Raw genomic sequence first — 13,186 nt, forward strand, 5'->3', positions numbered from 1 at the left:
GGTTTGAGACAGTTTTTATGATTATTTGAGGCGAATAGCGAGCTATTCAACGAAAAGAATCATAGAAAATGGCCAAATCCGGCTTTTTCGCAGTAGGTCAGTGGTAAGTCCGACAGGCTCCTAGTATTTGTGCATCCGAAAGCATCAAGCGCTCATCAAACTCTGCCTTTACTCGTCGACGGATCGTCATCATCATGTCGATCACATTTTTACTCAACTGAAGATCTTGTGCCTGCATGTCAGGTAGTCCCGCAATTAAACAGCTCTGAGCTGATAAAGTTGGTATTAGCAGATCCATCTGTTCTGGCGTCATTTTGGTGCAAGACCCGCACAAGAAGAGTGCATTTAACTGCTAACCGCTCACTTCATGACCACCACAAGAGTAAGAGAGCAATTTGTATGCCTGATGACAGTTTGAAGAATTTTATAATAACCATCACCGCATTCCATCAGGTTCACCCAATACCTATCAATGAAAGATCACACTGGGCTGCCGACAATACCTTATCCAAACTATAAGATGGCGTATAAACGTGCCTTTGAAATTGGCCGACTTAACAATCAACCAGAACCCTGACTGCTTTCAATCTAAACTTGGCCAGAACAGGGATCACTGCCTATGAATCTTGCCATTATTCCAGCCAGGCAGGGATCAAAACGCATTCCCGAGAAAAACACCCGTCTATTTAAAGGCAAGCCCATCATTGCTTACTCTATTGAGACAGCATTAAATGCCTCGTTTATAGATAAGGTCATCGTGTCTACCAATGATGAAAAAACCGCTGAAATAGCCCAAAGTTTTGGTGCAGAAGTTCCCTTCATTCGTCCAGAGCAATACAGCCATGACCTGGCCACCACCATGGAGGTTATTCACCATGCTATGAACTGGTTTGAGGATCAAGGTGCCCAGCTGAGCAATATCTGTTGTATTTATGCAACAGCCCCCTTTATACAAAAATCGGTTCTGGAAAAAGGCTACCTCGCTATTCAACAGAAACCATTCGATTTTGCCTTTCCGGTAGTTCCTTTCGAGTCGCCAATTCAACGAGCTTTAAGCCGTCATTCAGACGGTACCGTTAAAATGCTTTATCCGGAGCATGCAAGCACCCGGACCCAGGACTTTGAAACAACCTATCATGATGCCGGCCAGTTCTATTGGGGGACCGCTGAAGCCTTCCGAAAACAAAAACCTTTTTTTGGCCCCAACACTTACTCTATTGTTCTGCCGGAAGAATGCGCCCAGGACATCGATACCGAATCTGACTGGAAAAAAGCAGAGCTCCTTCATACCCTGCTTGAACAACAGAAGTAAGTTAATAGCTGTTATTCAATCCAACTTTCATCAACAGAAAGACGAATCGAATAACGGCTCCTGTGGAAAAACTTTCCCCTGAACCAGCCCGACCTCCACCCCCCCTTTAAACCGTCAAAAAATAATAACCGTCAAAAGAGTGACACTCTAAAGGAAATCCGATACGTTAATCGTTAACTGCTCTAACAATGGAGACGACCATTGTTACCCAATGCCTATAGCGGAAAAAAGAACGTGTCATCTCCCGTGGTGTCACCCCATTCAGGGTTTCAAAGCAGTATTGAAATAAGCGGGTGCAGGATAGGACCAGAACAACCACCTTATATTGTGGCGGAACTGTCTGGCAATCATGGAGGAAAGCTGGAAACAGCGCTTGCTCTTATTGATGCTGCGGCAAATTCTGGTGCTGACGCCGTTAAAATCCAGACCTTCAAACCCGACAGCATGACCCTTAATGTCAAAACACCCGACTTCATGGTTTCACAAGGTCTGTGGAATAACAGAAGTCTGTATGACCTTTACCAAGAAGCCCAAACACCCTGGGAATGGCATGAAGCTCTGTTTAAAAGAGCCCGGAAACGTGGAATCACTCTGTTTTCATCACCCTTTGATACCACCGCCGTAGAACTTTTGGAAAGCCTTCATTGTCCTGCCTACAAGATTGCTTCTTTTGAAATCACTGATATCCCTTTAATTCGCAAAGTCAGTGAAACCAAAAAGCCGATCATTATGTCAACAGGGATGGCAACCCTGGAAGAAATTGAAGAAGCCGTAACAACAGTAGCTGATGCCGGAGGGACACAACTCTGCCTGCTGCATTGCATCAGTGGATACCCCACTCCCATCAAAGACTGCAACCTGGCCACGCTTGCGGACCTCAGATCCCGATACCCTTTTCCTTTAGGCTTGAGTGACCACACATTAGAGTCAACTGCAGCTGTCACCGCAGTGGCACTTGGCGCCCAGCTGATCGAAAAACACTTTGTACTGGATCGTCAGGATGACAGCATTGATGCCCAATTTTCACTGGAGCCCGATTCATTCTCAGCTCTCGTCAGCGAATGCAAACAAGCCTGGCAGGCTATTGGACAAGCCGGTTACACACTAAAAGACAGTGAGTCCACCAACCGCCAGTATCGTCGCTCACTGTATATAGCCAGAGACATAACGGCAGGAGAAGAGTTTAACCATGAAAACCTTCGATCTGTTCGACCCGCTCATGGACTGCACCCTCGTCATCTTGAAGAATTTATTGGCTCCAGTGCAATCATCGATATTCCCGCAGGCACTCCGCTGTCCTGGGAACATAAGAAGTAGCTGTAAGGCTGTAAGGCTGTAAGGCTGTAAGGCTGTAAGGCTGTAAGGCTGTAAGGCTGTAAGGCTGTAAGGCTGTAAGGCTGTAAGGCTGTAAGGGCTTAATAGTAATTATTTTAGACCGGAGAACAGTGAAATACTTCAATGATTATAACTTATTAGACACTTTACAGCTTTAAAACTTTACTGCTTTTAAAGCCTTAAACAAAACTGCATCGTAAAGGAAGACGATCATGTATAACTCTGGACTCAACAGTAACCAGTTATTTGAACACGCTACCCACCCTGTCAGTGCCATAGACGACATTCGCTACCCTGAATACTTTATATCCCTTCTGGCAGACCAGAATCAGGACCCTGTAAGTTGCGAAGGATACACCGCAGAGCCTCTCTCTCAGACCGACACCAACCTGCCTCAGATCTGACAACTTTCTAACTCTGGAAAACGATAACTGTGTCGTTTTCCAGGGAAATCCCCCCCCTAAAATCATCTGCTTCTATCAAGGCTATTCATTAGAGAAAGAGATTATTTCAAATTTTCTTTTGCATTCTCTAAGATGCTGCACAGTTCTAATTCAACTTATCTGAATCAACGAGTCAATTCGTTTTTTCGCGACAGTAAACCTCCAACCTCTAGTTTTTTTTCTGCCGCGTTTTTTTTTGCCATGGACCCAATGCCTAGGAGCCTGTCGGACTTATGCTTTCGAGCATAAATTTCAGTAGAACGAGTCGAATTATTCGATGGATTCGTAAGAATAGTTGACCTAATTTAATCGAATTCATCGAATAATTGGGCCGTTCTTTCTGGAATTTAGGCCGAAATAGTCTTAAGTCCGACAGGCTCCTAGATAATGACTTATACAGGTGTACCAATGAGTCAGAGAACAACTGCGTTTACCTATTCGAAAAGTGTACTGGCATTTGCTATTGCCTCGGTTTTGTCGAGCTGGGCAACAGGTCAAGAGGGCAAACCTCCCAGTGAGCAGTGGACCATTAATGGAACCGCCGAGGTTTTAAGTTCAGGTGATTCAATCACAGTAATGAATGTAGGCAAAAACGTTCTGGTGAAAAACGGTGGAAAATTCACTAACGAGGGAGAGGTGGTAAACGGAAATAAAGACCCGGATACCTCTTCACTATATCTGCTCGAAACACATGATGAAACGGATGACAATCATATTGAGAACCGTGGAAAAATCACGCAAAGCACAGACACAGGCACACTGCCTGCTCCAAGGTATATCAGTGTCACGGGCAAACAGAGTACAGCTACAAATTTTGGCTCCCTGCATGTAAGTGGCCAGCTCCAGTATCCAACATCAACAGCAATGTACACAATGTCTGGGGCGACATCAATCAACGAACAGGGAGCCCTTATCAACATTGACGCATTGGAGTCAGATCAGGGTGGCTATGTCACTGGAATGTATGCCAAGACCGGCTCAACAGTGATCAATAGGGGAACCATTGACTTTGAAAGCAACACAGGCGCAGCCATGAATAGCAGGACTGAAGAATTAGACTCTTCTGTTCCAAGCTCTTCCGCAGATAATGAAGGCACAATAATAGTCAACGGAGAAAATGTAAAAGGGATGTTTGCCACAGGTATCAAGGGAGATTCGGATGCTGAATCTCGCATTACCAACCGGGGCATAATCGAGGTCAACGGAGTAGGCAGTTCTGGCATGCAGACAGAGCATGGCTTGGTTGATGGTCAAATCTCAACAGCGGCTGTACTGGATAATAAATATGGAACCATAAAGACGGAAGCTGGCACTTATGGCATTAAAATCAATCAGGATTTAAAAGAGCTGGTTCATACCGGCACCATCACAGGCGCAGGTGTTCCTGTTCATATAGAAGCTGCAAGCAAAGATTTTTGGGGAGACACAGAAAAGCTGTCTTTCCACCCAGGCACTTACCTTGAAACAACTACCGAGAATGGCAATACCATTGAGTGCGAAAATGCCACCTATAAATACCCGGTCTATCTAAAGGGGGGAACCTATAAAGGAAATATTCAGGGAGGAGAAGGCTATGACGATACACTTTACATCCGACCTGAAAACCCTATGCCACTTATCCCCAACGGACCAGTCAATATTCAGGGCAACATAGCAGGCTTCCCAACTATCGATGTATCAGGTGCGGGCTGGAAGGTGGATGGTTGGATAAGTGACGCCACCACCCTTAAGAATGGCAGTTCTCTGAGTAAGGTTTATGTTTCTGATAAAGTACCACCAAGCAACAAAATTGCTGAGACAGGTCAATTAAGCCTGAAATTCACAACAGCCACAGCCACAGCCACAGCCACAGCCACAGCCACAGAGCCACTTAGTATTATAAGAAAGGAAGGTACAGACGGTACAATAGACAGCCTGTTTATTCAGGGGAAGGCTCTGTTAAAAGATGTTGAAGGCGTCGACAAGCTTGTTGTTAACAGTAAATCTGGTTGGAGTCTGTCCGGTTCAGTGAAAGATCTGAGCACCCTCAAAATCTCGGGCAAGGTGGACAACGTAGGGATCGATACCAGCACAGACAAACACAATACAATCTCACTGCAATTCACAAACCGTAATCAGGAAGACCTGAAAGTGATTAACAGGGGGGGGACAGTTGGAACAGTTGATTTCTCTCTCCCTGCTGATTACCGTCCTGTTCTGAAATATGCTCAACATATGGGATTAACTGAAAGCATTAAGGGTATGCCCGGTAAAGGCGACGAGGTTCATCTCCACAAAGGCACTATAAATGGCATAACAGACGTTGACCATTTATACGCCATCAATAATGTCGGCGATAAGTGGAGTGTACCTGCTGTCATCACAGGTGTCAGGGAGATACACACTGAAACCGGGAAAACCCCGGACAATATCCGCCCCTACGCCATCAGAAAAGTAGTGCTTGCCAATCCTGCCACTATGGATATGATCAGCAGCAAACGCAATACTCTGTGGCTGACAGCAGATAATCTTGATGTCCCCGTCTCTTTTAGCAGTGACCGGGAAGACCTGATCGAATCGGTTGAAGTGTATAGCCAGGCGCACTTTGGCCGGGTTCAGGGCGCTGAGTCTCTGGTTATCCAGGGCTCTGACTGGGTAGCCCACGATAGCGTTGAGGATGCAGCCATGGTCAATATAGAGCCCGGCGGCACGGTGGACACCATCGCTCTGGGGTCAGGGGCTCCCTCGGTCGGGTCACTCAATCTATCCTTCAAAAAAACTTACGAACCCTATGAGTTTGTGACGATCACGAACGCGAACGCGAACAGCACTTCCGGTTCGGTAAAAAACGTGGATTTTTCCACTGACACTGATCGCCCTAACCTCAAGTACGTTCAGGACGGGGGCAATGCTGACGTCAAAATCCAGGGTCATCCTGAAAAGATTGATATCATCTCAATGCAAAGTGGGGAAGCCATTGAGAAGAGTCAGTACACTGACATTTCCGGTTTCGAATACACCAGCGGCAATGTACCCCACTCTGTGCAGGATTTGAAATACCTGGGATTATTGCCTGGAAGTTATACCTTCTCGACCATTGAGGCAAAACGTGTCAGCAGCACATTGGGAAAGACAGATGCTAACATCATGTCGGTGGATTTCTCAGACAACATGCCCGGACATTTTTACCTTAATACGGCTGCAGATACTGTTGGCACCATCTACTTTACTCTTCCCGACCGCCCCGATACCACTTTGATATTAAGTGGAGGAACCGTTAATGAATACAAAGGCACCTCAACCCGCAACGATGACCTGGCCCTATTAGCAGGCACCCTGGGTAAGGGAACCGAATACTTCCAGTCCATCAAAGTGTTTGGTGACGCGAATGAAGGCGAAGGCTGGACAGCCAGCGGGCTGTTTACACAGGTGAATCAGGTCGAGGTATTCAAACAGGGTTCTGCCAACGTCATTACGGTTGGCTCTGGTGTTGATCTAAATGCATGGCCTAAAGGGAAAGGTAACCTCAACATACAAACCCTGCCCGGCAAACCGGTTTCTATTGATGTTAACGAGTTCGGCTCACTTGGAAAAATCAGCCTGACCAATGGCAGTTACCTCACCACCAGCCACTTGCAGGGCGACACAACGGTTGAGGTTGCGAGCCCAAACTGGCAGGCAGGACACTTTGTCAATGCCGGAAAACTGGATGCCAAGAAACAGGCCAATATAGACCGTTTCTATGTGTCAGGGACAGACTTTCCGGTACCACTCACCAACAGCCTTTATTTTATCACTCAGGACTACCCCCTCGCGGTAACTGGCTCCGCCAAGGTTATGGAGCTGAGGGAAGGTGCTATGCTGGCTAACGTTGAAGGCGTGGAAAATGTTGAAGTTTATGGTGCGGCAAAATCGGCATTATCGGCACCACTCGCTTCTGCCACAACCACGATCACCGATGCGAAGACTCTGATAATTAACAGTCCTTTCCAGAAAGTGCATGTGGGCAATGCAGTTCTGCCTGAACACTACGAAAGTCTGGACAGTTTTCTCTCCATGAATACAGCTAAGACTCCCCTCACTATCGAAGGCTCTGAACGCATTAAGCAGTTACATATTAGCGATGGTGCGAAATTGAATAAGGTCAGCAGCGCCGATAACATGCATATTTTCAATGGTACATGGTCGTTTAAATCTGCTGCTGAGGACTTGCAGAGTGTGACTGTGGAGGAACAGGCCAGTGTCGATCAGATAGGTACTGTATATAGAATGCCTGCTGCTGGCAGTGTGACAGCACAAAGTTTGCCTCTCAAGTTCAACTCAGCCAATGGTGAATTTGTATTAACCAACAAAGGGAAGATCACCCTGGCTAATTTCTCCGATACCGGAACCAGGCCCAGAATCCGTTATGTCCACGATGGTACTACGGCCACAACAAGCAAGGTGACAGGTCGGGCAGACGACATTCTGGTCTTTAAAAACGGTGCTCCTGCAGAATACGACGGTTTCAGGCACTTTGGCTTTGAGGGTATGGGCTGGGGTTCAAAAGTACTCTCTAACCCTAAGGGCATTGAAATTGGTGATAGCACAGAGATTGAGCGAATTATGGACAAACCTCTAATAGCGCCTGCTTCAGCATCTGAGCTCGCTATGATACCTGATCAAGACTATGTTCTGACGGAGTTTATCGCTCCGTCAGGTCAGGCTCTTGCCAGCTTGCCAACTATGACGGTGACCAGTAAAGGAGGGCATGTCAAAATCATTGATTACAAAGATACCGTTCGCCCAAAACTGGTAGTACATCAACAAGGTGGCCGCATCGATAAAATTATCGGTAGCCCCGGCTTAGGTGATGAGTTAGTCCTTGAATCAGGTCAGACTGGAGAGGTAAAAGATATTGAAAAAATTCAGGTGGCTGCCAGTGACTGGCAAGCGGGCACTATTTATGACCCATCCTCCATCACCATCAATAAGCGGGTAGTACTGCCTGAGTTAACAACCGTGCCACAAACTACTCTGGAAATGTCTATCGGCAAGCTGTCCCTGGCCTTCAAACCACCAGTTTCCACACTGCTCGGCTCCACAGTCACGGTGACTTCCAGTGGTTTGATTGAGAACATTAATCTGCAAGACAACACAGACCGACCCGCCATCCATATTGTTCAGCAAGACGGAATCACCAATAAAGTGAAAGCCCGTTCGGGCTATGGTGACACTATGGAAATTAGAGGATCAGGCATCATCACAGGAAACATAGAAGGTCTGGATTCCCTGACATTCAGTGGTACAGACACTCAGTTTATTGCTCCGTCAATTGCGACAGCGGGCAGCATCAATGTGACGGGCAAACTGACTTTGCCTACCGGACAAACTGTCGCGGTTACTCCAGGGCAGGCTCTAGTCTCAAACAATACAACGGTTCATATCCAGAAAAGCGGTACTCTGTCTTCTCCAGCCGATACGCCCACCGATACGCCCACACTACCTGCAACCCGCCCATCCGTTCTGGAAGTAACTGGTCTGTATAAGCAGGATGGTCGCCTCGAAGTCCCTATGGATAATAGAACTGACAGGGATACTCCCTACATCATGGCCACCAACATTGAAATAGGTTCAGACGCTGTCGTTTATCTAGACATTCCGGACGATATCAATAAAGACCAGGATCAACTGTTGATGGAGGCCACCGCAGCCGATATTAATGCAGCACCGGATGTGCAAGCAGCAAATCAGCGTTATACCCATTACTATGCCCAGCTGGCTGCCAAAAAGCTGTTTGTCAGTAACATGGACATGGGGCATTATATCAGTGACCTGGCCATAACAGGCAAAGCCAATGAGTCTGCAATCAGGGCTATTACTACTGCAGTTGACCCCAAGGGAAACACTGGCAGCAACCCTCAACAGCTAAACGACAGCGACCCATTAAACACCTGGACTTTAACCCAATGTAATCAGGTAAATGAGAATCCGGTTGAAGTGGCCAAAATCGCCAACCAGATGACTCCTGACCTGTCCGGCGCATCTATTGGCTCAGCTCAGGCTGCTATGCGACAGGCTGGAAATGCTATCAATAGCAGACAATCCGGACTTCGCACCGGTATTGCTGCTGGCGACATGTTCTCATCTGGAAATGTCTGGATTCAATATGCCTACAGTGATGCCAGTCAGGACAGGAAAGATAATTACTCAGGATATACCGCTAAAACCAGTGGCTTCACCATAGGTGCCGACAGCGAACTGAACAGACAGCTCAAGTTGGGTCTGGCCTATACCTATTCTGAAGGCAATGTCAAAGGTTCCGACGGTTCCACCAGCAAGCTGGATACCGAGGGCAACACCGTCAGTGTTTACTCCACCTTTGAACAGGGTCCAATGTTTATTGATGGCTATGTCGGTTACACCTGGGGAGACAATGATGGCAAGCGTTATGTACAGGGCAGCGAAATCAAGGCTCAGTACGATGTAAATTCATGGGATGTCGGTTTACTGGGCGGATATAAACTACCTCTGGGTCATTCAGGCCAGTGGAACTGGATTCCACAAGTCGCCTTTAACTACGCCAATATCCAACCAGATGACTATAAGGAAAAGAGTGGTACCGGACAGTCAGATATATTGTTGTTTGACAAAATCAAAAGTGACTCTTACGAAATTATGGAGTTGGGAGCAGGTCTCAAGCTGCTGGGCAATATCGAAGCAGAGAGCATGCTCTTCAAACCCGAAGTCAGCCTGATGGCATACCACGACTTCAAGGATGATCCGGTCACCATGACCGCACATTTTGCTGAAGGCGGTAATGCTTTTCTGGTGCATGGTGCCAAAAGAGAGGATACCCGTTACCAGTTCGCTGCTGCTGTAGACATGGCAATCCGTAACAATATGACCTTCACCCTGAGTTATTCCTACGACTGGATGGACAGCTATAAGGCTCAAGGCTTTATTGCCAGAGCCAGCTATGCATTCTGAGTCAGCCTGAATAACAAAGGTCTTTTCCTGCAAACAGAAAAGAGCGGCATCGCAAGAGATGACCGCTCTTTTTTTGCCATGATTAATTACAGATAAACGTCCAGATGCCATCACTGCCAGGTTCAGAATTATATCAACCGCTTCACAAGGAACCATTCTATTCATACGACGATTGTCATAGGCAGAGGCACTGGCAAATCGTCCACTGCAATCATAGCCATGAGCTGCCAGACTGGTGAAACTGATGACCTGGCGCACAGCTGGCCTATACTGAGACTCTCTCCTGCATTGGCTGATTATCGAGGAGTCTGCAATGCGAACTACTGATCTTTTACGGCTATCCATTCCTGTTGTGCTTGTCGCACTGCTTTCCGGCTGTGCCTCCGATGGTTCCATAAAACGCTGGGGGCAATGCGCCCTGATCGGGGGTGGTACCGGTGGTGTCATTGGTGCCATAGAAAGTGCCGGTGCCGCTGCTGGCGGAGCCGTTGCCGGTGCTTTATTAGGAGGGTTGCTGTGCAGTTACTCCTCTGATGGTGATTCTGACTTTGACGGTGTGAAGGACAGCAAAGATCGTTGCCCCAATTCTCCAATAGGTGTTCGCGTGGATGAATTTGGTTGTACGCTGGACAGCGATAAAGATGGTGTTCCTGACAAAATGGACAAGTGCCCCAACACTCCTCCCGGTGTTGCGGTGAATGCCGAGGGATGCCCGGATTCAGATAACGACGGAGTCCCTGATAATCTGGACCAGTGCCCGGACACTCCAGCAGGTGTTCCAGTGGATGCCAAAGGTTGCCCTGTCTCCCAAGACCTGGGAAGTATTCTCTTTAAATTCGACAAAGCCGACCTGGATGACAACGCCAAAGCTTATCTGGACAAGGTCGCTATGAGGCTGAAGGAAGACAAGCACATCAAACTGAAAGCTTTCGGTTATACCGATAGCTCAGGTGTCGATACATACAATGAGAAGCTCTCCAAGCGTCGGGCTGAGACGGTCAAACAATATCTGGTGGACCAGGGAGTCCAGTCGGATCAGGTAGAAGCCCTGATTGGAGGTATTGTAAAAGCTCACAATGACACTCGTGAAGGACGAGCCCTCAATCGAAAAGTTGAGCTTTACACCGGGATTTAAGTCAATAAGCCTCAGGGACTATCAAGATGCCAGGGAAGGCAAGATGAATATCTTAACCAGCGTTTATCAAGGATTGTCCGGGTTTGCCCGAACCGTCAAGGATGGCGTTGTTTCCAAATTTCGGGGAAAAAAAACCGAGGTGGTCAAGCACCCCGTTCGTAAAATGACTGAAAGAAACGCCAGTGGCTTTGATACCCTGCAAGGCCCTGTTGCCAGCAAAGGTTATCTTCTGGCCAAAGAACTCTCCGATCAATCACTGCCTGCCCATAAAGTCTCCAGCGTTGAACTCCCCCCCCGCTTTCCATTTATTGAAGCCAGAGAAGAAAGCAAAACATCTCCGGAACCTCCCTCACGAGCCCGAAAAATCCTGACTGCACTGATGCCTGGCAACAGCGCAGTACCTGAAGGCTCAGATATTTCATTAAAACGGGCCAAAAGATGGCAGACCCGCAGACTGCGAAAGGGCCTGCAAACCATCAAAAGAGAAACCGGACTGGATGTCTCTATCCGCAATTTTGACCATCAAGCCGCCAACCTCAGAGATTTCCTGACAGGTAACGGCACTGCTCAGGGTTACTACGAAATAAAAGCATTCTGTGACGATGTTAAGAGTGTGATGGCCAGAGCAGACACCCTTCCAGGATTGGTAAAGCTGGCAGTGACTGAATACATGGTCGTTCTCTCTGATCTTGGACAGGCCGCTCAACTCAAAGCACTGGGACAGAGACAGCAATTGGCCGAGCGGTTTTTACCTGGCCACGATGGCTTTAAAGCCCATTGCCTACGAAAAAATATAGATCCAAATTATACCCTCAACCTGCACTATCTTAACCAGTTTCAGGGAAAACTCATGGGTTGGCAGGACGAACAGGGCTACTGGCATCAGGGGCTGGTTGAAAGCCTGGAATTAAGTAGTATGCAAGCATTGAGAGACAGGCTGGAGACAGAATTGGAGGCCTTTATTGATCAGATTGGGGGAGCTGCACCAGAAGCCCCCACTCCATTAAATCATGACCAGCTGCAGGCAGAAGTAGCCCGACTTTATGCCAAACATGGCGTAAAGGATTTACCGAACAAAAAACACAACCCAATGACAGAATCCTCAGCAGAGCGACACCCTGCCTTGCTGAGTACTAACAAGTATCAGATCCAACCTTTCGGAAACCTTAAAACTCATGCGGTGGTTCAGCTTGAAAAAGCGCGCTTGCATCATTGGGTATTCGAACAGCAATTAACCGACTTAAGAGCCGAGCATAGTCGGATTGATCATGAGCTGGTGTTACTGGAACAAGAACTTAAACAGATCATGACCCAGAGACGCGATACACCAGAGGCTCTTGAAGATATTCAGGCACGCAACCAACAGTTACACAAAAGAAAAGCCAACCTTCGCTCCCCGCCTCTGCCAACCCTGGTATTAAGAAACAGCAGGGGAGCGAGCATAGACTCAGACTTTATAAAAAAGCCTGAGCTTGATGATCCAACCCTAACCATGCATGTCGATCGTTGCCAGATAGACGATTACAAACAGATCAATCGGGAGTTGTTGAGAACACCTGGGTTTGAAAACAAGGAAGCTCTGGACCAGTTCAAAGACACGATGAGAAGCTTCAGAAACCATTGCTACCAGTACGCCATCGGTGCCACATTGCCCAGTAGAGTCTTCTCAGAAAATGACACACAGCTCCTTATGGACTGCCGTCAACGAATCAACAGCGCCATGGAAACCATGCTGACAAACCCCGAGACAGGTGACACTACAGTAGCCTTCCACTATCTGAGAATGCAGGAAGCTGTTCTGGAGAAATTTCTGAAGATGAATGGTATGGCATGACCCACTCAACTCTTCGTGGCGAAAAGCTAAGTGCCATGATATAAGACTCGCCAGGAGTCTGTCGGACTTAGCCGACCGTAGCGAGGAAAAGTCCGGTTTGAGACAGTTTTTATGATTATTTGAGGCGAATAGCGAGCTATTCAACGAAAAGAATCATAAAAAATGGCCAAATCAGGCTT

General features: G+C 47.4%; 7 protein-coding genes. 6 read left to right on the forward strand and 1 reads right to left on the reverse strand.

The window, feature by feature from the left end; genetic code table 11:
- Positions 1-97 precede the first annotated feature (97 nt).
- Complete coding sequence (locus ACR2PX_RS11820) at positions 98-238, reverse strand: hypothetical protein (protein WP_433999559.1); 141 nt, start codon at positions 236-238, stop codon at positions 98-100.
- 381 nt (positions 239-619) lie between these two features.
- On the opposite strand from ACR2PX_RS11820, the gene pseF reads away from it, so the two are divergent.
- The 6 genes from pseF to ACR2PX_RS11850 all read left to right on the forward strand — a co-directional run bounded on the left by pseF (position 620) and on the right by ACR2PX_RS11850 (position 13,007).
- A complete protein-coding gene (gene pseF / locus ACR2PX_RS11825; RefSeq protein WP_433999560.1) occupies positions 620-1,312 on the forward strand; it encodes a pseudaminic acid cytidylyltransferase in 693 nt (230 codons plus the stop codon).
- Positions 1,313-1,546: 234 nt separating this feature from the next.
- Complete coding sequence (pseI, locus tag ACR2PX_RS11830; RefSeq protein ID WP_433999561.1) at positions 1,547-2,629, forward strand: pseudaminic acid synthase; 1,083 nt, start codon at positions 1,547-1,549, stop codon at positions 2,627-2,629.
- A gap of 230 nt (positions 2,630-2,859) precedes the next feature.
- On the forward strand, positions 2,860-3,051 hold the full coding sequence (locus ACR2PX_RS11835; RefSeq protein ID WP_433999562.1) for a hypothetical protein: 192 nt from the start codon (positions 2,860-2,862) through the stop codon (positions 3,049-3,051).
- 447 nt (positions 3,052-3,498) lie between these two features.
- Positions 3,499-10,038 (forward strand): autotransporter outer membrane beta-barrel domain-containing protein, encoded by a 6,540-nt coding sequence (locus ACR2PX_RS11840; protein ID WP_433999563.1) that lies wholly within the window; start codon positions 3,499-3,501, stop codon positions 10,036-10,038.
- A gap of 313 nt (positions 10,039-10,351) precedes the next feature.
- Complete coding sequence (locus ACR2PX_RS11845; RefSeq protein WP_433999564.1) at positions 10,352-11,173, forward strand: OmpA family protein; 822 nt, start codon at positions 10,352-10,354, stop codon at positions 11,171-11,173.
- A 43-nt stretch (positions 11,174-11,216) separates the two neighbouring features.
- Positions 11,217-13,007 (forward strand): hypothetical protein, encoded by a 1,791-nt coding sequence (locus ACR2PX_RS11850; RefSeq protein ID WP_433999565.1) that lies wholly within the window; start codon positions 11,217-11,219, stop codon positions 13,005-13,007.
- Positions 13,008-13,186 lie beyond the last annotated feature (179 nt).

Source organism: Endozoicomonas sp. (genome assembly GCF_051008435.1).
Classification (GTDB): Bacteria; Pseudomonadota; Gammaproteobacteria; order Pseudomonadales; family Endozoicomonadaceae; genus Endozoicomonas_A.

Excerpts from the sequence above, each read along its gene's own strand:
- ACR2PX_RS11850 (WP_433999565.1), top strand. The coding sequence starts at position 11,217 with ATGAATATCTTAACCAGCGTTTATCAAGGATTGTCCGGGTTTGCCCGA.
- ACR2PX_RS11840 (WP_433999563.1), top strand. The coding sequence starts at position 3,499 with ATGAGTCAGAGAACAACTGCGTTTACCTATTCGAAAAGTGTACTGGCA.
- ACR2PX_RS11820 (WP_433999559.1), bottom strand. The coding sequence starts at position 238 with ATGCAGGCACAAGATCTTCAGTTGAGTAAAAATGTGATCGACATGATG.
- ACR2PX_RS11845 (WP_433999564.1), top strand. The coding sequence starts at position 10,352 with ATGCGAACTACTGATCTTTTACGGCTATCCATTCCTGTTGTGCTTGTC.
- pseF (WP_433999560.1), top strand. The coding sequence starts at position 620 with ATGAATCTTGCCATTATTCCAGCCAGGCAGGGATCAAAACGCATTCCC.
- ACR2PX_RS11835 (WP_433999562.1), top strand. The coding sequence starts at position 2,860 with ATGTATAACTCTGGACTCAACAGTAACCAGTTATTTGAACACGCTACC.